This is a genomic window from Streptococcus sp. SO2, from assembly GCF_030440025.1.
On the sequence record NZ_JAQFJH010000012.1, the window covers coordinates 16170 to 40268 of the forward strand.

22 protein-coding genes are annotated in these 24099 nt (G+C 41.9%); 7 read left to right on the forward strand and 15 right to left on the reverse strand.

Annotated features, from left to right (window positions below):
* Nucleotides 1-52: 52 nt before the first annotated feature.
* Nucleotides 53-2560, reverse strand: coding sequence for a penicillin-binding protein PBP1B (pbp1b, locus tag PCY17_RS09110; protein WP_301393435.1), 2508 nt, complete (start codon nucleotides 2558-2560; stop codon nucleotides 53-55).
* 140 nt (nucleotides 2561-2700) lie between these two features.
* Between pbp1b and tyrS the strand changes: the two genes are divergently transcribed.
* Nucleotides 2701-3957 carry a tyrosine--tRNA ligase gene (tyrS, locus tag PCY17_RS09115; protein WP_044020095.1) on the forward strand — a complete coding sequence of 419 codons (1257 nt, stop codon included), beginning with the start codon at nucleotides 2701-2703 and terminating at the stop codon, nucleotides 3955-3957.
* A gap of 77 nt (nucleotides 3958-4034) precedes the next feature.
* On the opposite strand, the gene PCY17_RS09120 is transcribed toward tyrS, so the two are convergent.
* Nucleotides 4035-6095 carry a heavy metal translocating P-type ATPase gene (locus tag PCY17_RS09120; protein WP_000008775.1) on the reverse strand — a complete coding sequence of 687 codons (2061 nt, stop codon included), beginning with the start codon at nucleotides 6093-6095 and terminating at the stop codon, nucleotides 4035-4037.
* Nucleotide 6096: 1 nt separating this feature from the next.
* On the reverse strand, nucleotides 6097-6375 hold the full coding sequence (locus PCY17_RS09125; RefSeq protein WP_000910910.1) for a DUF6110 family protein: 279 nt from the start codon (nucleotides 6373-6375) through the stop codon (nucleotides 6097-6099).
* A gap of 151 nt (nucleotides 6376-6526) precedes the next feature.
* On the opposite strand from PCY17_RS09125, the gene PCY17_RS09130 reads away from it, so the two are divergent.
* The gene (locus PCY17_RS09130) at nucleotides 6527-7375 is read left to right on the forward strand and encodes a putative RNA methyltransferase (protein ID WP_301393439.1); all 849 of its coding nucleotides are present in this window, start codon (nucleotides 6527-6529) and stop codon (nucleotides 7373-7375) included.
* A gap of 62 nt (nucleotides 7376-7437) precedes the next feature.
* Here PCY17_RS09130 and glgP read toward each other — a convergent pair whose 3' ends face one another.
* Entirely contained in the window at nucleotides 7438-9696 is a 2259-nt protein-coding gene (glgP, locus tag PCY17_RS09135; protein ID WP_049549819.1) for a glycogen/starch/alpha-glucan family phosphorylase, read from the reverse strand.
* Nucleotides 9697-9720: 24 nt separating this feature from the next.
* On the reverse strand, nucleotides 9721-11238 hold the full coding sequence (gene malQ, locus PCY17_RS09140; protein ID WP_049478391.1) for a 4-alpha-glucanotransferase: 1518 nt from the start codon (nucleotides 11236-11238) through the stop codon (nucleotides 9721-9723).
* 473 nt (nucleotides 11239-11711) lie between these two features.
* On the opposite strand from malQ, the gene PCY17_RS09145 reads away from it, so the two are divergent.
* The 5 genes from PCY17_RS09145 (at nucleotide 11712) to PCY17_RS09165 (ending at nucleotide 17224) form a co-directional block, all read left to right on the forward strand.
* Nucleotides 11712-12983, forward strand: a complete 1272-nt coding sequence (locus PCY17_RS09145; protein WP_049478390.1) for an extracellular solute-binding protein — start codon at nucleotides 11712-11714, stop codon at nucleotides 12981-12983.
* Between the two features lie 127 nt (nucleotides 12984-13110).
* Nucleotides 13111-14403 carry a carbohydrate ABC transporter permease gene (locus PCY17_RS09150; RefSeq protein ID WP_000431414.1) on the forward strand — a complete coding sequence of 431 codons (1293 nt, stop codon included), beginning with the start codon at nucleotides 13111-13113 and terminating at the stop codon, nucleotides 14401-14403.
* A gap of 1 nt (nucleotide 14404) precedes the next feature.
* On the forward strand, nucleotides 14405-15247 hold the full coding sequence (locus PCY17_RS09155; protein WP_001065654.1) for a sugar ABC transporter permease: 843 nt from the start codon (nucleotides 14405-14407) through the stop codon (nucleotides 15245-15247).
* A gap of 180 nt (nucleotides 15248-15427) precedes the next feature.
* Complete coding sequence (locus tag PCY17_RS09160) at nucleotides 15428-16228, forward strand: DUF1189 domain-containing protein (protein ID WP_007522674.1); 801 nt, start codon at nucleotides 15428-15430, stop codon at nucleotides 16226-16228.
* 9 nt (nucleotides 16229-16237) lie between these two features.
* Nucleotides 16238-17224 carry a LacI family DNA-binding transcriptional regulator gene (locus PCY17_RS09165; RefSeq protein ID WP_001145418.1) on the forward strand — a complete coding sequence of 329 codons (987 nt, stop codon included), beginning with the start codon at nucleotides 16238-16240 and terminating at the stop codon, nucleotides 17222-17224.
* Between the two features lie 33 nt (nucleotides 17225-17257).
* Here PCY17_RS09165 and PCY17_RS09170 read toward each other — a convergent pair whose 3' ends face one another.
* The 10 genes from PCY17_RS09170 to hisS form a co-directional block, all read right to left on the reverse strand.
* A complete protein-coding gene (locus tag PCY17_RS09170) occupies nucleotides 17258-18199 on the reverse strand; it encodes a YitT family protein (protein ID WP_301393445.1) in 942 nt (313 codons plus the stop codon).
* Entirely contained in the window at nucleotides 18177-19940 is a 1764-nt protein-coding gene (gene aspS, locus PCY17_RS09175; RefSeq protein ID WP_000830911.1) for an aspartate--tRNA ligase, read from the reverse strand. The genes PCY17_RS09170 and aspS overlap by 23 nt, the downstream gene beginning before the upstream one ends.
* 151 nt (nucleotides 19941-20091) lie before the next feature.
* Complete coding sequence (locus PCY17_RS09180) at nucleotides 20092-20310, reverse strand: hypothetical protein (protein ID WP_000832176.1); 219 nt, start codon at nucleotides 20308-20310, stop codon at nucleotides 20092-20094.
* Nucleotides 20311-20327: 17 nt separating this feature from the next.
* Complete coding sequence (locus PCY17_RS09185; protein ID WP_000771224.1) at nucleotides 20328-20969, reverse strand: CPBP family intramembrane glutamic endopeptidase; 642 nt, start codon at nucleotides 20967-20969, stop codon at nucleotides 20328-20330.
* A gap of 9 nt (nucleotides 20970-20978) precedes the next feature.
* Nucleotides 20979-21713, reverse strand: a complete 735-nt coding sequence (locus PCY17_RS09190; protein ID WP_000730197.1) for a DUF3169 family protein — start codon at nucleotides 21711-21713, stop codon at nucleotides 20979-20981.
* A gap of 13 nt (nucleotides 21714-21726) precedes the next feature.
* Entirely contained in the window at nucleotides 21727-22077 is a 351-nt protein-coding gene (locus PCY17_RS09195) for a PspC domain-containing protein (RefSeq protein WP_000657658.1), read from the reverse strand.
* Nucleotides 22078-22079: 2 nt separating this feature from the next.
* Nucleotides 22080-22277, reverse strand: a complete 198-nt coding sequence (locus PCY17_RS09200; RefSeq protein WP_001046134.1) for a hypothetical protein — start codon at nucleotides 22275-22277, stop codon at nucleotides 22080-22082.
* Complete coding sequence (locus PCY17_RS09205) at nucleotides 22264-22452, reverse strand: hypothetical protein (protein ID WP_001046120.1); 189 nt, start codon at nucleotides 22450-22452, stop codon at nucleotides 22264-22266. The genes PCY17_RS09200 and PCY17_RS09205 overlap by 14 nt, the downstream gene beginning before the upstream one ends.
* Entirely contained in the window at nucleotides 22452-22655 is a 204-nt protein-coding gene (locus PCY17_RS09210) for a helix-turn-helix transcriptional regulator (RefSeq protein ID WP_000916947.1), read from the reverse strand. Before PCY17_RS09210 ends, PCY17_RS09205 begins: the two co-directional genes overlap by 1 nt.
* A gap of 143 nt (nucleotides 22656-22798) precedes the next feature.
* Nucleotides 22799-24079: a histidine--tRNA ligase gene (gene hisS / locus PCY17_RS09215; RefSeq protein WP_000775841.1), complete on the reverse strand. Its 1281-nt coding sequence runs from the start codon at nucleotides 24077-24079 to the stop codon at nucleotides 22799-22801.
* Nucleotides 24080-24099 lie beyond the last annotated feature (20 nt).

A 24099-nucleotide genomic window follows, 5' to 3' on the forward strand; every position in this document is an offset into this window, starting at 1 on the left:
AAAGAAAAAAGTAGCAACAAGGAGAAATTACTAACCTTGCCACTACTCTTTCTTAACGATTAAATAAACGTGAACGTCCTGAAGAACCACTTTGAGTATTGCCACTCGAACTTGAACTTCCAGAGCTACTGCTTGAACTTGAGCTTGGAGGAGTCACTGCTGGAATGCTTCCTAGAATATTCTTCCATGCGTTCAGATAATCTGCATCGCTTCCTCCAATAGCAAAGCGATAGGTGGTCACTGGGGCACCTTCTTTAGTCGCCCAGTAGCTCGTTACTGTTGATCCAGAAACTTCTATTTCTTTCCCATTGATAGAAACCTTGCCTGGTTTTTGTCCTGTAGATCGGAGAACTTGTGACTTGGTCACACTTGGATCCAGGTTAAAGCGCTCATTCCCCCATATTCCAGGTTCAGCTTGTTGGATAGCATTGACCAAGTGGGCCATATAGTTGGCATTGCGGTAGTGGCCTGCTCCTTTGGCTAGTGGTCGGTTGTCGTCGTGACCTAACCAGCCACCCAAAGTCAAGCGAGGTGTAGAAAGCATGAGCCACATATTTTCATCTTCATTGGTCGTACCAGTTTTTCCAATCCAGTCAGCACGAGCTAGGGATGGATTGATAGTCGTCAAGTCCGTCTGGAAACTTGAAGTAATCCGAGATGAAATGACATCCCGAAGGAGACTTTGCATGATGGTTGCTGTCGCTTTTGAATAAACTTGGACAGGCTCATCCTTGTGCTCGTATACCAATCTGCCATCCGTTGACTCGATCTTCGCGATCATATGTTTCTTATGGTAAACTCCATTGTTGGCCAGAGTTTGATACCCGTTGGTATGCTGAGCAACTGTAACCTCAATTCCTCCACCCATCGGTAAACTTTCAATGCCATATTCTGGGATTTCATAACCCATTTTTTCCATATAGCCCTTGACATCGACACCCTTCTCTCGAAGCGTACGATAAGTCCAGTAGGCTGGAATGTTCCATGAATAGTTCAGGGCTTCTCCCAAGGTCATCATACCTGTACCAGGACTATTGACATACATGATGGGATTCCCGTTTGAGAAGTTGGTAGGATAGTTTGATAAGATACTTGCACTCCCCATCAAACCTTGGTCAATAGCGATACCATAGGCCAATATAGGTTTTGTGGTTGAAGCTGGAGAACGCTTGGTATCGATAGCGTGATTGTTCTGATTTTCTTGATAATTACGACCACCAACAAATCCAAGAATAGCTCCTGTTTGGTTGTCCATGAGGACATTCCCCACCTCAGGCTGACCTGTCGAATCATCTAGCAGATAGCCGTAGGTCGCAACCGCATTTTGCATCGCAGCATGAACATTTTTATTGATAGTTGTCGTAATCTTATATCCACCATTTTCAATTTCCTTAGTGGCTAGATCGCGATAGGATTTCTGAATGGACTCATTCTTTAATTCTTGCGCAGAAACATTATCTCGTTGGACGAGGTAGTCGTACATGCGGTCAGTAGCTTCTGCCAAGGTTGCATAGTAGAGATAGTCACGCGAAGTACCGCTAACACTACCTGATGGTAGGAAATCTTTCTTAAAGTCATAATCTTTGTACTTATCGTAGTCTTCCTGACTTAGAGCCCCTGTTCGGTACATGTTGTAGAGGACATCCTTGGCACGCTTGATTCCCAAAGCCATGTCCTCATCACTCTTCATACTACCATCAGATTCATAAGGAGAATAACTGATTGGACTCTGTGGCAATCCTGCGATAAAGGCAGCTTGAGGGACCGTTAAATCCGAAGCATTGACCCCAAAGATTCCTTCCGCAGCCTGCTGGGCACCTGCAATATTTTGACCTTTATGATTGCGACCAAAAGGAGCTATGTTAAGGTAGGTTGTCAAAATCTCATCCTTACCCATGGCCCTTTCTAAAGCTAGAGCATCAATAATCTCTTTGGCCTTACGAGCTAGAGTTGGAGCATCCCCCACCACTTGCTGCTTGATAACCTGCTGGGTCAAGGTCGAACCACCACTAGACGAGCCTAGACCGACAAAGGTTCCCAAAGTCGCACGAATAACGGCCTTAGGCACAACTCCCTTGTGCTCATTGAAATGCTCGTCCTCTGTCGCAACAATGGCTTTCTTAAGGTTATCTGAGATAGCATCTGAAGCGACTGAAGTGCGCAACAAATCACCCTCGATCGAGGCAATGGTACTGCCGTCAGAATAAGTGATTTCTGAAATAGAGGCAATATCCTTCACTTGCTTGACCAACTCTTCTGCTTGAGGCACCTGAGCCTTGTCAAATAGAGCGACTCCATAACCCATAGCTACACCAGCGCCAAACAGTCCACCGATAAAACCTAAGATAAAGAGAGTGTTAAAGACTATTTTAAACCCACTCAAAACCTTAGCAAAATTAGATCCTGCCCTTCCAACTTTGTCAGAAGAGGTCCCCTTTTTACCGGTTTTCTTATTAGCCAGTTTTTCTGCTAGTCTTTTCTTCCATTTTACAATTCGTTGCATTAGCTGCTGGAAAAAATGCAGCATTTTTGTTTTTAATTCATTAATTCTTTCTTTCATGAATGTCCTCGCTTTCTCTATTATACCATAAAAGGGAAACTTTCAATAAAATAGCCACTTTCTTCCCTATTCCACTAGGCTATTGTCCGAGTTTGTGATACAATAGGTAGAAACAATATTTTATAAAGGAGAAAAGACACATGCACATTTTTGATGAGCTAAAAGAGCGTGGTTTGATTTTTCAAACGACTGATGAAGAAGCTTTGCGTAAAGCCCTAGAAGAAGGTCAAGTTTCTTATTATACTGGCTACGATCCAACTGCTGATAGCCTTCACCTCGGCCACCTTGTCGCAATCTTGACCAGTCGTCGCTTGCAGTTAGCAGGTCATAAACCATATGCGCTCGTTGGCGGTGCTACAGGTCTCATCGGAGATCCGTCCTTCAAAGATGCTGAGCGTAGTCTCCAAACAAAAGACACAGTAGAGGGCTGGGTCAAGTCTATCCAAGGGCAACTTTCTCGTTTTCTTGACTTTGAAAATGGTGAAAATAAGGCTGTCATGGTCAACAACTACGACTGGTTTGGCAGTATCAGCTTCATTGACTTCCTCCGTGACGTCGGAAAATACTTCACTGTCAACTACATGATGAGTAAGGAATCTGTGAAGAAACGGATCGAGACAGGGATTTCTTACACTGAGTTTGCCTACCAAATCATGCAAGGGTACGACTTCTATGTCCTTAACCAAGACTACAATGTTACTCTGCAAATCGGTGGTTCTGACCAGTGGGGAAATATGACAGCTGGTACCGAATTGCTTCGTCGTAAGGCTGACAAGACTGGTCACGTGATCACTGTTCCACTCATCACAGACGCAACTGGTAAGAAATTTGGTAAGTCAGAAGGAAACGCAGTCTGGCTTAACCCTGAAAAGACTTCTCCATACGAAATGTACCAATTCTGGATGAACGTGATGGATGCTGACGCTGTTCGCTTCTTGAAAATCTTTACCTTCTTGTCACTCGATGAGATTGAAGACATCCGCAAAGAGTTTGAAGCGGCTCCACACGAACGCTTGGCACAAAAGGTCCTCGCTCGTGAAGTCGTGACTCTTGTTCACGGAGAAGAAGCTTACAAAGAAGCCCTTAACATCACCGAGCAACTCTTTGCTGGAAACATCAAAAACCTTTCTGTCAAAGAACTCAAACAAGGACTTCGTGGAGTGCCAAACTACCAAGTAAAAGCAGACGAAAACCACAATATCGTGGAACTCCTCGTGTCATCTGGTGTGGTGAATTCAAAACGCCAAGCCCGTGAAGACGTCCAAAACGGAGCTATCTACGTCAACGGCGACCGTATCCAAGACCTTGACTATGTCTTGAGTGACGCAGATAAGTTAGAAAACGAACTCACTGTTATCCGCCGCGGGAAGAAGAAATACTTTGTGTTGACTTACTAAATTGTTAAACATTTACCTATAAACAAAGGAGTTACCCTCGAGAAAGGTAACTCCTTTTTGCTGTGAATAGTCCCCACCTATCCCTTAATAGACAGGCTACGCAGGACTATGCGTAAGGTTGTTAGATTATGTAGGATAGAGAGGTTTGAAGGACTGAGCCAATTAAACAAGCCAAAGCCAATCAAACTACTATTTACGACAACGGTATCTTGAATATTCTTCTTGATGAGTGTTTGCAAAGATGATGATAGCCAATCCAACTCTTGGAAGAAATCCAAACGATTATCTAACAATAAGATATCGCTCATCTGCTTAGAAATATCTGCACTCTCATTCATCACCACACCGATATCTGATAGGGTTAGAGCCGCTGAGTCATTCAATCCATCTCCAACCATCAAAATCGTGTGACCTGCTTTCTGCAGTTCCTCTACTAACTCAAATTTCCCATCAGGTTTCAAGTCTGTATAGACCTGATCAAAGGGCAAATCTTTGACTAATTCCTCTGTCCTAACCAAGGTGTCCCCTGTTGCCAGAATCAATTTTTTCCCTTGTGCCTTAAGTTTCTCCAAGGCTGCTTTTGCTTCTTTTCTCAAAGGAGTATGAATGCAGAACATTCCAATCAATTCATTCTGATAAGCCAAGAATAAGAGATTGTAGTGACTCTTGTACTCTTCAATTAAAGCATTTTGTTCTGAACTGATATGAATCTGCTCATCCTGCATCAAGACATAATTCCCAATAAGAACTGGTTGGCCATCTATATGAGATTTGATCCCCTTGCTTGCAATATATTGGAGTTTCCCATGCATTTCCTCATGTTCAATTCCCTCTATCTCAGCTTGCTTGACGATGGCATTAGCAATAGGATGATAAATGTGTTCCTCAAGACAGGCACTGATTCTGAGAATATCTTCCTCACTATAGTCCCCAAAAGGTAACACCTTTTCAACTATAGGATAACTAGTTGTGATTGTTCCCGTCTTATCAAACAAGAAAGTATCAACTTCCAGATATTTCTCCAGAACATCCCCATCCTTAATCACCATTTCACGGTTCAACCCCTCCTTGATAGCTGTCAAATAAGCTACAGGAGTAGAGATTTTCAAAGCGCAGGAGAAATCGACTAATAGGAAAGAAATAGCCTTAGAAAAAGAACCTGTTAATAGGTAAGTTAGCCCAGCCCCCAAGAAATTATATTTGACGACCTTATCCGCCATCTTGATGAAATAGCGTTGTTTCGTTTTCTTGTTTTCTTCAGATTTCTTCATTAACTCAATCAGTTGTAAAATCCGGCTGTTCATCTGATTATCGGTTACACGAATGCGTAACTCTCCAGTTTCTAATACTGTATTTGCACAAACCAAATCAGACTCTCTTTTTTCAACTGGAAAACTCTCTCCCGTCAAGGAACTTTCGTTGACCATACCTAAACCTGAAACTACTTGTCCATCAAACAGAATTTCATTTCCTTGAGATAGGACCAAGACATCTCCTATTTGAACATCGGAACTCTTGATACTAACAACCGTATCGCCCTGTACTAAGAATACGTCGCTCTCTTTTGCAAGAAGGCTTTGTTCTAAATCTGTTGCAGTTTTTTTCAAAGACCACTGATCTAAATGATTCCCCAAATCAAGCATAAACATGATATTGCTAGCTGTCTTGGATTGGTTCATAAACAAGGACAATAAAATCGCCGAACAGTCCAAGACTTCCATCGTTAGTTCCTTACGCGCTAGTGTTTGATAGGCTTCTCTAATATAACCCAAAGCCTGATAACAAGTCCATATATAGCGAATAGGATACGGCACAAAACTACGAAAAAGTACACGCTTAATCGCTGCACCTGAAACAATAGAATAAGCACTCTCTTCTCTACGAATGGGAAGAGTCATCAACTCAGAAACTTTCCCTTTATCAATTCTTTTTAAAAAGGCTTCTGCATTATCTAATACAGAAAAGCCTTCTTTTATGCGTAGAGTAAAGTGCTGTTGATCCATGTAAAACTGGATAGACTCAATCCCCTTTTCATCTCTCGCCAAGGAACGAAGATAGTCTTGAATATCCAAGGTGAGTGAAAAAGAAGATGATAGTCGGATATGTTGGTATCCTCTATGTAGCACTTTAAAAGACATATTATTCTCCTATAAGGCTATCTAATTGCTCTTCTTTTTTCTCTTGCTCGTACAAATATTTGGCATCTTGCAAGACATCGTCTCCATGTTGTTTCACAACAGAAACAGATGCATCTAGCCCGTCTTTCAACTTGTAAGCCTTAGCCAAAGCTTTAGAATAACCTTTTTTAGCTTCCTTACTTGCCAAGATTTTCAAACCAAGGGTACCAAATGCGACACCACCCAAAAAGAGTGATGATTTTTTCGCAACTTTTGCAACGGTTAATACTTCTTTTAACATACTTATTTCCTCCTTATCATTATTATATAGAAATTTAGATATAAAAGCAATTTTATTCTATAAATTGGAGAATTAGTTTTATTTCTACTGAATCTCCCATCTACTTATTTCTAAAGTTGCTTTCATTTGCCTCTTTTGATACACTTAAACTATGAATACAAACCTCAAACCCAAACTTCAGCGTTTTGCTTCTGCGACTGCCTTTTCCTGCCCTATCTGCCAAGAAAATCTGGCCTTGGTAGAGTCTAGCCTCAAGTGTAGCAACCGCCATTCTTTTGATCTGGCAAAATTCGGCTATGTCAACTTGGCTCCGCAAATCAAGCAATCTGCCAACTACGACAAGGAAAACTTCCAAAACCGCCAGCAAATTCTTGAAGCTGGTTTTTATCAGGCTATTTTAGAAGGTATCTCGGACTTACTAACAACTAATCCATCCGCAAAAACAGTCTTGGGTATCGGTTGTGGCGAAGGTTTCTACTCTCGTAAACTCCAAGAAAGTCACTCTGATAAAACCTTCTATGCCTTTGACATTTCAAAAGACTCGGTCCAAATCGCAGCTAAAAGTGAACTCAACTGGTCAGTTAATTGGTTTGTCGGTGACCTGGCTCGACTTCCTATAAAAGACGCCAGTATGGATATCCTGCTCGACATCTTTTCACCTGCCAACTATGGGGAATTCCGTCGCGTTTTATCCAAAGATGGCATCTTGATCAAGGTCATCCCGACTGAAAATCACCTCAAAGAAATCCGTCAAAGGGTACAAGACCAGCTGACAAACAAGGACTATTCCAACCAAGATATCAAGGAACATTTCCAGGAATACTTCAGCATCCAATCTATCCAAATAGCTTCCCTAACCAAACCCATCACAGCCGAGCAACGCCAAGCTTTACTTAGCATGACCCCCCTTCTCTTTCATGTTGACCAGACCAAAATTGACTGGAGTCAACTGACAGAGATTACCATTGAGGCAGAGATTTTGGTTGGGAAAGCACTGTAAATAAAACTTTCAGATAAGACAAAACCCGCACCTTCAAGGTACGGGTTTAAGTTATGTAATTATTAGTTCAAGTGCCAGATATCTTCGTTGTACTGAGCGATTGTACGGTCAGATGAGAAGAATCCTGCTTTAGAAATGTTAACGATGACTTTATCCAACCATGCGTCACGGTCTTCGTAGTCAGCAAGCATTTGCTCTTTGACTTTGATGTAGTCTTCCAAGTCAAGGAGAGTCATGAACCAGTCTTTTTTGATCAATTCGTTGTAAAGACGTTCCAAGCGTTCTTTCTTACCTACTGCAAGAACAGCATCGCTCACAATGAAGTCAACCAAAGGTTTGATAGCTTCACGAGCATAGAATTCGCTTGATTTGTAAGCTGCTTTTGCGTAAAGGTCGATAACAGTTTCTGAATCTTCACCAAAGATGTAGATGTTTTCGTCGCCAACCAACTCAGCGATTTCCACGTTAGCACCGTCCATAGTACCAAGAGTCAAGGCTCCGTTCAACATGAATTTCATGTTACCAGTACCTGAAGCTTCTTTAGAAGCAAGTGAGATTTGTTCTGAGATGTCACATGCTGGGATAAGGAAGCTTGCTGCAGTAACGTTGTAGTTTTCAACCATAACCACTTGCAAGTGTGGAGCTACTGCTGGATCGTTTGCAATCACTTCTGACAAGCAAAGGATCAAGTGGATGATGTCTTGGGCGATTGTGTAGGCAGGAGCTGCTTTACCACCAAAGAATACTGTGATTGGACGAGCAGGGATGTTCCCAGCCTTGATGTCAAGGTATTTGTGAATCACATACAAAGCGTTCATTTGTTGGCGTTTGTACTCGTGGAGACGTTTGATTTGGATATCAAAGATAGAGTTTGTATTGATTTCCACACCTTGGTGTTCTTTCAAGTGACGAGCCAATTTGCGCTTGTTGTGAGCTTTGATGCTTTCCAATTTTTCTTTGACAGCAGCCTTGTCTTCGTATGACAAGAGTTTTTCAAGCTCATCCGCTTCATGGTGCCAACCCTCTCCAATAATCTCATCCAAGTAGTGAGACAGTCTTGGGTTGGCATGCATGAGCCAACGACGGAATGTGATACCGTTTGTTTTGTTGTTGAATTTTTCTGGGTAGATGTCGTAGAAAGCTTTCAACTCTGAATTCTTCAAGATTTCAGTGTGGAGTGCTGCTACCCCGTTAACACTGTATCCGTAGTGGATATCCATGTGAGCCATGTGTACACGGTCGTTTTCATCAATGATTTGAACAGCTGGGTCTTTGTATTCTGCTTTCACACGACGGTCCAATTCTTTGATGATTGGTACCAAGTGAGGAACCACTTCTTCCAAGAATTCAAGAGGCCATTTTTCAAGGGCTTCAGCAAGGATTGTGTGGTTAGTGTAGGCAGTCATGCTACGTACGATTGAGATTGCTTCATCAAGCTCGATACCACGCGCAGTCAAGAGACGGATCAATTCAGGGATCACCATTGATGGGTGAGTATCGTTGATTTGTACAACTGCATAGTCCGCAAGGTCATGCAAGTTGCTTCCTTTTTCGATTGCTTCGTCTATGATCAATTGTGCACCGTTTGAAACCATGAAGTATTGTTGGAAGATACGGAGCAATTCACCTTGCTTGTCGCTATCGTCTGGGTAAAGGAAGAGAGTCAAGTTGCGAGCGATATCTGTCTTGTCAAAGTTGATACCATCTTCGATGATAGAAGAATCAACTGAATCCAAGTCAAACAAACGCAAGCGGTTTTTAGTAGCTGTTTTGTAACCAGGTACATCGATATCGTAAAGAGTAGATGTCAATGTGAAGTGTGCAAATGGCACTTGGTAGCTACGGCTTGAGCGTACCAACCAGTTTTGTTCTGTCAACCAAGCGTTAGGAATTGTTTCTTGTTGGTTGTTTTTAAGAACTTGTTGGAAAAGACCGAAGTGGTAGTTCAAACCAACACCATCACCATTCAAACCAAGTGTAGCGATTGAGTCGATAAAGCAGGCTGCCAAACGTCCCAAACCACCGTTACCAAGTGATGGTTCCAATTCTACTTCTTCGATTTCGATCAACTCTTTACCTGCAGCTGCAAGTTCTTTTTTCACATCGTCGTAAAGTCCGAGGTTAATTAAGTTGTTTGACAAGAGTTTACCGATCAAGAACTCAGCTGAGATGTAGTAAACTTTTTTCTTACCAGTGTTGACTGGTTTTTGGCTGCTAGCAAGCTTGCTGTAGTTGAGAAGAGCAAGGTAAAGCTCTTCATTGCTACATTCTGCAATAGTTTTATTGTAACGTTTTTGTACAAATTCGTTTAATGGTAACATGTTTATGTGTCTCCTGATATTGTCTTATTTCTTTAATTCTACCAAATTTTCATTGATTCGGCGATAAATTGTAGTCAAGTCAAGCAAAGTTTCTTCAACAGCTGGTGTGAGTTGGTCTGCTGTCATACGCCATGACCAGTTTCCACCAAGAGTAGATGGGAAGTTCATGCGAGCTGCCTCATCTAGCTCTAGCAAATCTTGCATAGTTGCAATAGCCATGAAGCTAACTGATGAAAATACTGTGCGAAGCATTGCGTGTGGCACTGTTTCGTACTCTTTACGGTTCGTGTAACGAGCCATGTATTCACGAGTTGGATCGTCGATCTCATTACGGTACCAACCAAGAACTGTATTGTTATCGTGTGTTCCTGTGTACATAACAGAGTTGGCAGGTGCCAAGTGTGGGCTATCGATACTTTCGTCTTCTGGGTTGAAGGCAAATTGAAGAATCTTCATTCCTGGGAAGCCAGTGCGTTCACGCAACTCGATGACTTCATCTGTCATGAAACCAAGGTCTTCTGCGATGATGTTTAGCTCACCAAGCTCTTCCTTAACGGCTGCAAAGAGTTTGTAGCCAGGACCTTTCACCCATTTACCAGGTGCTGCTGTATCGGAACCAGCAGGAATTTCCCAGTAAGATTCGAAACCGCGGAAGTGGTCGATACGAACGATATCGTAGATTTTGAAGCTTTCGCGCAAGCGTTCAATCCACCATTTGTACCCGTCTTTGTCCATTGCTTCCCAGTCATAGATTGGGTTCCCCCAAAGCTGACCAGTAGCAGAAAACTCATCTGGTGGGCATCCTGCGATGCAGGTTGCTTTACCATTTGCATCTGTCTTGAAGAGATGTGGATTTGCCCACATGTCGCTTGAATCTTCCGCAACATAGATAGGCATATCTCCAACAATCTCGATGTGGTTGTCGTTAGCGTAGGCTTTCAATTTCAACCATTGTTGGAAGAAGAAGTATTGAGTCACACGGTTGTAAACCAACTTGTCTGCCAATTTCTCACGGTAGCTTTCAAGCGCTGAAGCTTTACGAGCACGAGCATCTGCATCTGGCCATTCTGTCCAAGCAAGATTGTTAAAATGCTCTTTGATAGCCATATACTCTGCGAAGAGTTCAAGCCATGATTGGTTGTCTTGAGCAAACTTCTCAAAATCCTTGACATCCCCCACTTCCAAGAAGCGTTTCACTGCTTTTTCTAAAAGTGGACGACGTGCGTAATAAATCTTCGCATAGTCAACTTCAGATGCATCACTACCAAAGTCAACACCTTTAAGATCACTGGCTTCGAGCAAGCCTTGCTCTACCAAGATATCAAGGTCGATAAAATGCGTATTCCCAGCAAAGGCTGAGAATGATTGGTATGGAGAATCTCCATAGCTTGTTGTCCCAAGAGGGAGGATTTGCCAGTAACGTTGCTTCGTACGAACCAAGAAATCAACGAAATCATAGGCAGTCTGCCCAAATGATCCAATCCCGTATGCTCCTGGCAGAGAAGAGATGTGCATCAACACACCACTTTGACGTTTTTTCATAATAGCACCTCATGTGTTTGTTATAAAACGTTGCGCAATTAAGGCGCAAACGTTTGCGTTAATTTAAGTATAACGCATTTCAAAAACAAATGCAAGCGTTTTTAAAAATTTTTTTTGAATTATTTTAATCAAACAAAACTTGTTGCCACTGATATTTTATGAAATAAGCGAAAAAATTTTAAAGATTTTCTGATTTAAGATAATTCATTCCCAATATCTGCTCTATTTTCTGAAAAACCGAGCCGAATTTACGCAATCGTTTTCCTAATATATTTTCAATTCAAAAAAACAAACATTTTAAGTTCTTTCCTATATATAGGCTTTAACAAATGTTTGAAACCTTAAAATTTTTTTAAAAAATTTCCTAAAAACGCTTGCAACCGTTTTCTATTTGTGCTATACTAAGTTCGTAAAAGAAAACGTTTGCGTTTTCTCATTAAATTATTTTTGTTATTCTTTAGGAGGAATACACTATGTCATCTAAATTCATGAAGAGCGCTGCTGTGCTCGGAACTGCTACTCTTGCTAGCTTACTTTTGGTAGCTTGCGGAAGCAAAACTGCTGATAAAGCAGCTGATGCTAGCTCATCTGAAGCAAAAGAAATCACTTTCTACGTTGAAGACCAATACAAAGCCTACGCTGAAAAAGTTGCTGCAGCTTATGAAAAAGAATCAGGTACAAAAGTTAACATCAAATCAGGTGACCAACTTGGTGGACTTGACAAACTTTCTCTTGACAACCAATCAGGTCAAGCTGCTGACGTTATGATGGCACCATACGACCGCGTAGGTAGCCTTGGTACTGACGGACAACTTTCAGAAGTTACTTTGAGCGACGGCGCTAAAACAGATGATAAGACTAAATCTCTTGTAACAGCTGCTGACGGTAAAGTTTACGGTGCTCCTGCCGTTATTGAGTCACTTGTTATGTACTACAACAAAGACTTGCTAAAAGAAGCTCCAAAAACTTTTGCTGAATTAGAAGAACTTGCTAAAGACAGCAAATACGCTTTCGCTGGTGAAGATGGCAAAACTACTGCATTCCTAGCTGACTGGACAAACTTCTACTACGCATACGGACTTCTTGCTGGTAACGGTGGTTACGTATTCGGACAAAACGGTAAAGACGCTAAAGACATCGGTCTTGCAAACGACGGTTCTATCACTGGTGTCAACTACGCTAAATCTTGGTACGAAAAATGGCCTAAAGGGATGCAAGATACTGAAGGTGCTGCAAACTTGATCCAAACTCAATTCCAAGAAGGTAAAACAGCTGCTATCATCGACGGTCCTTGGAAAGCTCAAGCATTCAAAGATGCTAAAGTAAACTACGGTGTTGCTACTATTCCAACTCTTCCAAATGGTAAAGAATACACACCATTCGGTGGTGGTAAAGCTTGGATCATCCCATCAAGCACTAAGAACCTTGAAGCTGCACAAAAATTTGTAGACTTCCTTGTTTCAACTGAACAACAAAAAGCATTCTACGATGCAACTAACGAAATCCCAGCTAACACTGAAGCTCGTTCATACGCTGAAGGTAAAAACGATGAGTTGACAACAGCTGTTATCAAACAGTTCAAGAACGCTCAACCAATGCCAAACATTTCTCAAATGTCAGCTGTTTGGGATCCAGCTAAAACAATGCTCTTTGACGCTGTAAGTGGTAAAAAAGATGCTAAGACAGCTGCTAACGATGCTGTAACATTGATCAAAGAAACAATCAAACAAAAATTTGGTGAATAATTGAATTCGTTACAAGGGGGGGAGAATACAAATCCCCCTTTGATTTTATAAATTTACGAATGATTGCAGTTGCCTATCTAGTGATTGGAGACAAACTTCAATCTCGTATCCTATGAAAGGAGTATTCATGGAAAACCAACAACCTAGCAAAGCAGCCTTGCTTTCAGTGATTCCTGGGTTAGGACAGATTTACAATAAACAAAAGGCCAAAGGTTTTATCTTCCTTGGTGTAACTATCGTGTTTGTTCTTTATTTCCTAGCACTTGCAGCCCCTGAATTGCACAATTTGATCACTCTTGGTGACAAGCCAGGTCGTGATAATTCCCTCTTTATGTTGATTCGTGGTGCCTTCCATTTAATCTTTGTAGTCGTTTATGTACTCTTTTATTTCTCAAATATTAAAGATGCACATACAATCGCAAAACGTATTAACAATGGAATTCCTGTCCCACGTACTTTTAAAGATATGATCAAAGGTATTTATGAGAATGGTTTCCCTTACCTCTTGATCATCCCATCTTACGTCGCTATGACATTTGCGATTATCTTCCCAGTTATCGTAACCTTGATGATTGCCTTTACCAACTATGACTTCCAACACTTGCCACCAAACAAATTGTTGGACTGGGTTGGTTTGACTAACTTTACAAACATCTGGAGCTTAAGTACCTTCCGTTCAGCCTTCGGTGCGGTTCTTTCTTGGACCATCATCTGGGCCTTGTCTGCTTCTACTTTGCAGATTGTGATTGGTATCTTCACCGCTATCATTGCTAACCAACCATTTATCAAAGGAAAACGTATCTTTGGTGTTATTTTCCTTCTTCCTTGGGCTGTTCCAGCCTTCATCACTATCTTGACATTCTCAAACATGTTTAACGATAGTGTCGGAGCGATCAACACTCAAGTATTGCCTATCTTGGCTAAGGTTCTTCCTTTCCTTGACGGTGCTCTTATCCCTTGGAAAACAGACCCAACTTGGACCAAGATTGCCTTGATTATGATGCAAGGTTGGCTAGGATTCCCATACATCTACGTTTTGACTTTGGGTATCTTGCAGTCGATTCCTAACGACCTCTACGAAGCGGCTTATATCGATGGTGCCAATGCTTGGCAAAAATTCCGCAACATCACTTTCCCTATGATTTTGGCTGTTGCGGCACCAACATTGATCAGCCAATACACCTTCAACTTTAACAACTTCTCTATCATGTACCTCTTCAACGGCGGAGGTCCTGGTAGCGTTGGTGGTGGAGCCGGTTCAACTGATATCTTGATCTCATGGATTTATCGTTTGACAACAGGTACATCTCCTCAATACTCTATGGCGGCAGCTGTTACCTTGATCATCTCTATCATTGTCATCTCTATCTCTATGATTGCATTCAAGAAACTACACGCATTTGATATGGAGGACGTCTAAGATGAATAACTCAATCAAACTCAAACGTAGACTGACTCAAACCCTCACTTACCTCTACTTGATTGGTCTTTCAATCGTGATTATCTATCCACTTTTGATTACTATTATGTCAGCCTTCAAGACTGGTAACGTCGTAGCTTTTAAACTAGATGCTAACGTCGACTTTAGCTTTGCCAACTTCCAAGGGCTCTTCACTGAAACCTTGTACGGCACTTGGTACCTCAACACTTTGATTATCGCCTTGATTACAATGGCTGTTCAAACAAGTATCATCGTACTTGCTGGTTATGCCTACAGCCGTTACAACTTCTTGGCTCGTAAACAAAGTTTGGTCTTCTTCTTGATCATCCAAATGGTACCAACAATGGCCGCTTTGACAGCCTTCTTCGTTATGGCCCTTATGTTGAATGCCCTTAACCATAGCTGGTTCCTCATCTTCCTATATGTCGGTGGTGGTATCCCAATGAACGCTTGGTTGATGAAAGGTTACTTTGACACCGTACCGATGTCTCTTGATGAATCAGCAAAACTAGATGGTGCAGGACACTTCCGCCGCTTCTGGCAAATCGTCCTCCCTCTTGTTCGCCCAATGGTTGCGGTACAAGCCCTCTGGGCCTTCATGGGACCTTTCGGAGACTATATCCTCTCTAGTTTCTTGCTTCGTGAGAAAGAATACTTTACAGTTGCCGTTGGTCTCCAAACCTTCGTTAGCAATGTGAAGAACTTGAAGATTGCCTACTTCTCAGCAGGTGCTATCCTCATCGCCCTTCCAATCTGTATTCTCTTCTTCTTCTTACAAAAGAACTTTGTTTCAGGACTTACAAGTGGTGGCGACAAGGGATAATCTATCCCCGCCACCCTTTTTTCATTTTGGAGCTTGTTGCTAAAGCTACAAGATTGGACACCCTTCTACAAATCTTATTGAAACCCTCTTTCAATACATAATTGATTTCCTAGACTTGAAATAAAGCACTTTTCTCTATATAATAATACTCATATAGAAAACACTTTTAGAAAGATGCCTATGCTTCCATATCCATTCTCGTATTTCTCTAGTATCTGGGGATTTCGTAAGCCCCTTTCAAAACGTTTCGGCCTCAACTGGTTTCAGCTTCTCTTTACGAGCATTTTCCTCATCAGTTTGTCTATGGTTCCGATTGCCATTCAAAACAGCTCACAGGAGACGTATCCACTGGAAACCTTTATCGATAATGTCTACACTCCACTGACAGATGAAGCGATCATGGACTTGTCAGAGAATGCACAGATCGTTGATGGAAAGCTGAACTACTCAGGTACGAAGAATCAGCAGCCTTCTCTTTTGATTGGCCCGAGCCAAAGCAAGGAATTGCCAAAGGATCTGCAACTTCATTTTGATACGGAAGAACTCGTCATCAGTAAGGAAAGTAAGGAACTAACTCGCATTCGCTACCACGCGATTCAAACGGAGAGTTTCCAGAGTAAGGAAGATCTAACCCAGGCCATTTCTAAAGATTGGTACCAACAAAATCGGGTCTATATCAGTCTCTTTCTCGTTCTTGGTGCAAGCTTCCTCTTTGGATTGAATTTCTTCATTGTCTCTCTTGGAGCTAGTCTCCTCCTTTATATCACCAAAAAATCACGCCTCTTTTCATTTAGGACTTTTAAAGAGTGCTACCATTTTATCTTGAACTGTTTAGGATTACCAACTCTGATTACGCTTATTTTGGGACTTTTTGGTCAAAATATGACAACCCTTATCACTGTACAAAACATTCTTTTTGTTCTTTATCTGGTCACTATTTTTTACAAGACACATTTCCGTGATCCAGATTATCATAAATAGGAGATTTTTATGCCCGTGACGATTAAAGATGTGGCTAAAGCAGCAGGTGTCTCACCTTCAACTGTTACCCGCGTCATTCAAAATAAATCAACGATTAGTGATGAAACCAAAAAACGAGTTCGCAAGGCGATGAAGGAGCTCAACTACCATCCCAACCTCAATGCTCGTAGCTTGGTAAGTAGCTATACTCAGGTAATCGGTCTGGTGCTCCCTGACGACTCGGATGCCTTTTACCAAAATCCTTTCTTCCCATCTGTTCTACGAGGGATCGCCCAAGTGGCATCTGAGAACCACTATGCTATTCAGATTGCAACTGGGAAAGATGCAAAAGAGCGACTCAAAGCTATTTCCCAGATGGTCTATGGTAAGCGTGTAGATGGTTTGATTTTCCTCTATGCCCAAGAAGAGGATCCTTTGGTTAAACTAGTAGCCGATGAGCAATTTCCTTTCCTTATCTTAGGTAAATCTCTATCTCCCTTCATTCCGCTTGTCGATAATGACAATGTCCAGGCAGGTTTTGATGCGACAGAATATTTCATCAAAAAAGGATGCAAGCGAATTGCCTTCATCGGAGGAACCAAAAAACTTTTCGTAACACAAGATCGTCTAATGGGTTATGAGTTAGCTCTTAAACAATACCAACTTCCTATTGATCCCAATCTGACCTACTTTGCGACCGAATTTCTTGAAGATAATGGTTATCGCTTTAGTAAACTTCTCTTCGAACATGATCCAAATATTGATGCTATTATTACTATTGATAGCCTTCTTGCTGCAGGGGTCTGTGATTACATCGCAAAACACCAACTGGATGTCCCTGTCCTCAGCTTTGACTCGGTCAACCCTAAACTGAACTTGGCAGCCTATGTGGATATCAATAGTTTAGAACTCGGGCGCGTTTCCTTTGAAACCATTCTCCAGATCATCAACGATGCTAAAAACAATAAACAGATTTGTTACCGCCAGTTGATTGGACACAAAATTATCGAAAAATAAAGACCAGCCCCAAGGCTGGTCTTTTGAGTATTATTAATTGTCTGTTTCTACGAATCGTCCTAGGATGTGGACATTTTCGGATACAGAGACAAAGGCTGTCGGATCGACCTGTTTCATGATGTGTTTAAAATCATTAAACTCTGCTCGTGTGATAACTGTAATCAAGACTGCTTTTCTCTCATGATTATAGGTTCCTTCTGCATCGTGGATCATGGTTGCTCCGCGGTGCAATTTTTTATGGATTTTTGCAATTACCTTGTCAGGATTATTGGTCACAATCATGGCCTGCATGCGTTTTTGCTTGGTAAAGACCGCGTCTGTCACACGACTGGAGACAAAGATAGTAATCATGGAGTAGAGGGCGTATTTCCAACCAAAGGTCAATCCTGCTATCAGCATGATGGTTCCATTTACTAGGAAAGAAATACTACCGACATTCTTACCCGTTTTCTTTCGAATGGTCAGACTGACGATATCTGTACCTCCGCTAGAAATATTGTTACGGAGCGCAAAACCAATTCCCAAGCCCATGACAACTCCCCCAAAAAGGGCATTGATGAGGGGATCCTCTGTCAAAGTCACAACTGGCACAAGCTGGATAAAGAGGGAACTCATGGATACTGTGATAAAGGTAAAGATTGTAAACTTATGCCCAATCTGATACCAAGCCAAAATCATCAATGGAAAATTGATAGCATAAAAGGTTAGCGATATCGGAATATAAAAACCAAACCAGTGATTACTCAAAGCAGAGATAATCTGTGCCAGACCCGTCGCACCACTGGAGTAAACGTGCCCTGGTTGAAAAAAGAAATTGACTGCTACCGCTGACAAAAAGCCATAAACCAGAGAGGCCGATACTTTCTCATCATATTTTTCTCGAGAGATACTTTGTAAAACTCGTAAGATTTTTATCTGATAAGCAAAGCGGCGCAGATAATAGCGGCACCGCTTAATTTGTTTTGCTTGTTTCATCTTCTTCTACTTGTAAGCTGAGTTCCTCTAGTTGTTTGAGAGCGACTGTTGATGGAGCTTGTGTCATTGGGTCGGTTGCCTTGTTGTTCTTAGGAAAGGCAATGACTTCACGGATATTTTCTTCTCCTGCTAAGAGCATCACAAAACGGTCAAGTCCGATCGCCAAACCACCGTGTGGTGGGAAACCATAGTCCATGGCTTCAAGAAGGAAACCAAACTGGTCATTTGCTTCTTCAGCCGAGAAACCAAGAGCCTTAAACATGCGTTCTTGAAGGTCTTTTTGGTTGATACGAAGGCTACCACCACCAAGCTCATAACCGTTCAAGACGATATCGTAAGCAATGGCACGAACCTTAGCCAAATCACCTTCTAATTCGTGAGCTGTTTCTTCCTGTGGAAGGGTAAATGGATGGTGGGCGCTCATGTAGCGGTCTTCTTCTTCAGACCATTCAAACATTGGCCAATCAACCACCCAAAGGAAGTTGAACTTATCGTTATCAATCAAGCCAAGCTCTTTGGCAATACGTCCACGAAGGGCACCTAGTGTTGCATTCGCCACTTCAAGCGTATCCGCCACAAAGAGAACCAAATCCTTATCTTCAAGACCAAGTGCTGCAGTCAAGTCTGCTTGGATCCCAGTCAAGAACTTGGCAACTGGTCCGTTTAATTCTCCATCCACAACCTTGACCCAAGCAAGACCTTTAGCACCGTACTGTTTAGCTACTTCGGTCATCTTGTCAATGTCTTTACGTGAGTAGTTGTCTGCAGCTCCTTTGACTACAATGGCTTTAACAGCAGGCGCTTCTGAGAAGACTTTAAAATCAACACCCTTGACAACTTCTGTCAAGTCCTGAAGCAACATGTCAAAACGGGTATCAGGCTTGTCAGAACCGTAAAGAGCCATCGCATCATCGTATTTCATACGAGGAAATGGAAGCGTCACGTCGATGCCTTTTGTTTCTTTCATCACGCGCGCAATCAATCCTTCTGTAATATCTTGGATCTCCTGCTCCGTAAGGAAGGATGTTTCCAAGTCGACCTGGGTGAACTCAGGCTGACGGTCACCACGCAAGTCCTCATCACGGAAACATTTAACGATTTGGTAGTAACGGTCAAATCCAGCATTCATCAAGAGTTGCTTAGTGATTTGTGGACTTTGAGGAAGAGCGTAGAAATGCCCTTTATTGACACGAGATGGCACCAAATAGTCACGCGCCCCTTCTGGCGTTGATTTAGAAAGGAATGGCGTCTCCACATCGATAAACTCCAACTCATCCAAGTAATTACGGATAGAGTGAGTCACCTTAGCACGAAGCTTAAGGTTTTCTAGCATTTCTGGACGACGAAGGTCAAGGTAACGGTAACGCAAACGTGTATCGTCATTGGCCTCAATCCCATCTTTAATCTCAAAAGGTGTTGTTTTAGCTGTATTCAGCACTGCCAGAGCTGTCACATTCAACTCAACTGCACCCGTTGGCAACTTATCATTGGCTTGCTCACGTGCAGCAACTTGTCCAGTGACCTCAATGACAAATTCGCTACGAAGGCTTTCAGCTGTTGCCATAACCTCTGCAGATACTTTTTCAGGGTTGATAACCAACTGCATGATTCCTTCACGGTCACGAAGGTCGATAAAGATTAAACCACCAAGGTCACGACGACGGCCAACCCATCCTTTCAAGGTCATTTCTTGTCCGATGTGTTCCTCACGAACACGACCAGCATACATACTACGTTTCATGTTTTCTCTCCTCTTTTATTCTGTTACTATTTTACCATAAAAGCGCAGGCTCTTCATGAAAATCAGCAGAAAAGTTTGATTGTCTTTAGAAATCAAAACGAACAGACAAAAAATCCGATGAAAACGTCATCGGATTCTCTGCTTATGATTCTTAACCTTTTTTACGCTTTTCAGCAATCTCAGCTGCCTTTTTAGGTAGAACAATCTCCGTCGCATAAGCCGAAGCAAAACGCAAGACACCTGCAATAGGCGCAAAGACAACTGCTAGATAGTTGTAAAAGAAATCGCCTTTAAAGGCATAGGCAAGTGCCCCGATGATAAAGAAGAGAACGACCGCCTGTATCACTGCTAATAAAATTACTCGTTTCATGTGACCTCCTGACTCTATTATAGCATGAGTATCATCAAAAAGCCGATTAAATTATTCAAAGCGTGGAGAGAAATACTATAAAGAAGACCTTTTCGGCTTACATAAGCCAGACCCAAACTTAATCCCAGACTAGCATAAACTAAAAACTGTTGCAAAGTCCCTGGAAAATGAATCAAGGCAAAAAGCACACTTGATACGAGGAGAAACAGAGCTGTCTGTTTGCTGTTGTTCTGCTTAGGAAAGAGATAGCGCGCCAGCATCCCTCTAAAGATGAGTTCTTCCGTCAGAGGAGCAAAGACTACCACCATAAAGAAACCAAATACAGGCTGAGCAACTGTCAATTGTGATACGATTTGTTGATTGACTGACGGATCTTCTGGCAAAAAGAACTGGGCTGTAATCGCCACTAGCAAAACCAGAGTAGGCAACCAGATATAACGATTAAAAGCTGTCGTCTGGATGCTAACCTTTTCTGTCTGATACCATCTGTAAACTCCATAAACATAGGCCCCTGATAGGACGACATAAAGTGGTAAGACTCCAAAGATTGAAGCCCCTAGTCCAAGAGCTGACAGCGCCGTACTCTGAACCAGACCATAGCCAAAGAAAAAGGATAGAACAGCTAGAAGAAACCAGCCAAGATTTTTAAGTAATTTCATAAAAGACTCCTATTTGAAATAACGTTTTACCATAGGTAATTGCATCACATTGATATAAATATGGATCGCTCCTACAAGCAAGAAGGCTAGTAACTGAATCTCTCCTGTCAGTAAGGAAAAGAGAACGATTAGAAAATAGAGAGCTGGCAAGACATACTGGTTTAATTGGAATAAAATTCGAAAACTTTGTTCCAAATTAGCCTTGCGCTCCCCTTCATCGTAGGAGTTTATATAGTCCAAGACATCTTTTGGTGTAGAGAAGAATTCCAAATCAAACTGACGAACGATCGCAATGGTCTTATAGAGATATTTTTGAGCACTGAAAATCATCACTAATGCCAAAAAAGAAAGAGATAAGGTTATATAGCTGATATTTAGTACAATTACTTCACTACCTGAGATGAAAAGAGCCAAAAAAATCGCTACGCCTGCACTATTAAAAGCAATAGTTCCAAACTCGAGATTACGATACATTTGTACATAATAGGTTTCATTCAGATCATCATCCATTTCCTCTTGATACAAGGAGTGAAATTTTCTGCTTTTCTTTAAGAAATCGAAAGTCAAAAACATACTAATGAAACCTAACAGTAAACAAATAGATGATATCCATGGAGTCACGGTTTTGACATCTAAAATGGTTCCGTAGTTTTCGGTATAGGCCTTAAACATCTCTGCAAACATGCCCAAGAAGCCTCCCAAGATCAAAGCCATTAAAAATAACAATCCACGTTTCTTTTTCATATTCATCCTCTTTCTAAACTAATCCAACCAACCACTGACCAAAGTCCTTACCTGACTCAAAGATAGCGGTCAAGCCTTCTGTTCCAAGTGACACCAAAATCAAACAAACAGCAAGTAAGAGAATAGCTTGGTTTCTAGCTTTTTTTGCTCCATCCCCCAAGGGTTCATTGCCAAGCCAACCTGCTAGATAGGCATAGAGAGTTACTGTTATAATACCAATCTCCGTAGAAGAGAGAAACAAGAAGACTGTCACCAAACGAACGATATTGGCTTGAATGTTAAAATAATTTCCTAAACCTGCACAAACACCCGCAAGTTCTTTGTGCTCAGTATCGACTTGAAAACCCGCTAAAAACTCTTTCATATTCATTCTCCTTTTTCACTTGCTAGATTTTTGAATTTCTTTTCAATCCAGTCAACTACTGGGATGAGAGCAAAGTAGGTCCAAACAAATTGGTCGCTTTGATATGGATTAAACCAGCCTAGGTCCATCCCAATCAGTAGAAATACGCTGACTAATAGAGCTATGGCAACTACATAATAGATTACTTTATACTTGTTCATCATTTTTCTCCTTTTTCTTCAACCGATTGAAAATGGACAAGAGGACTAAATTAATCCAAAACAAATACTTACTTTCAACAAAATAGAACCAACCCAGTAATGTTCCAATCATAGCAAAAGCATTCACAATAAAGGCAAAAACACTCATATAATAAATCACTTTATACTTGTTCATCACTCGTCCTCCTCTATCCGAAATACCGACTCGACTGGTTCATTGAATATCTGCGAAATCTTCAGGGCGATCACAATGGACGGGGTGTATTCGTCCCGTTCTAGTAGGCTAATGGTCTGTCTGGACACGCCAGCTAGTTTGGCCAGCTCTGTTTGATTGAGACCATCGCGAGCCCGAAGCTCTTTTAAACGATTTTTAAGCATTCCTTTCTCCTTCACTCTTAACTTGCTTACATTGTAACACATCTTTTTCTTTTTGACAACTATATTTGTCAAAAAGTTTATGATTTTTGTCATTTTGCAAAAGAAAACGGTCAGGAGTAAGGTCCTGACCAGTTTTTCTACTATTAAAAGCCTAATTTTTCAAAGATGTCTGAGAAGTTTTGGCTGATGGTCTCAAGGGATACTTGAACTTCTTCTCGTGTTTGGTTGTTCTTAACCGTCACTTGTCTGCTTTCGACTTCGCTCTCTCCTAGCGTGATGAGGGTCTTAGCCGCAAAGACATCGGCTGACTTGAACTGAGCTTTGAGCTTTCGGTTGAGGTAGTCACGTTCTGCTTTGAATCCTTGTTGGCGAAGGGCTTGTACCAATTCCAAGGCCTTGACATTTGCTTCTTCACCCAAGACTGCGATATAGACATCTAGGGCATTTTCGATAGGGAGGGTTACACCTTGCTTTTCAAGGATGAGAAGCAGGCGCTCTACACCAAGTCCAAAACCAAATCCAGCAGTTTCAGGACCACCAAAGTAGGCAACCAAGCCATCGTAGCGACCTCCTGCACAGACGGTCAATTCATTGCCCTCGATTTCAGTGATGAATTCAAAAATCGTGTGGTTGTAGTAGTCCAGACCACGCACCATATTGGTATCGATGATATAGTCTACACCCAGATTTTCCAACATCTGACGCACAGCATCAAAGTGAGTTTGGCTTTCTTCATCAAGGAAGTCCAAGATAGACGGCGCATTCTCTACTGCCACCTTGTCATCTTTTTCCTTAGAGTCCAAGACACGGAGAGGATTTTCCTCCAAACGACGTTGGCTATCCTTCGACAGGGTCTCCTTGAGTGGTGTCAAATAGTCGATCAAGGCCTGACGATAAGCCGCACGGCTCTCAGGATTTCCGAGAGTGTTGAGGTGTAATTTGACACCTTGGATGCCGATTTCTTTCAAGAAATGAGCTGCCATAGCGATGGTTTCCACATCGGTAGCTGGATTGCTAGAGCCAAAACACTCAACACCAATCTGGTGAAATTGGCGTAAACGCCCTGCCTGTGGACGCTCATAACGGAACATAGGGCCCATGTAATAGAACTTACTTGGCTTTTGCACTTCTGGTGCGAAGAGTTTATTTTCCACATAGGAACGGACAACGGGCGCAGTTCCTTCTGGACGGAGGGTGATATGGCGGTCACCCTTGTCATAGAAGTCGTACATTTCCTTGGTTACGATATCAGTCGTGTCCCCGACAGAACGACTGATGACCTCGTAGTGTTCAAAAATAGGCGTGCGCACTTCCGCATAGTTATAGCGCTTGAAAATTTCACGAGCAAAGCCCTCAACGTACTGCCACTTGGCAGACTCAGCAGGTAAAATATCCTGCGTTCCTTTTGGTTTTTGTAATTTCATTGGGAATCCTCTTTAAACTT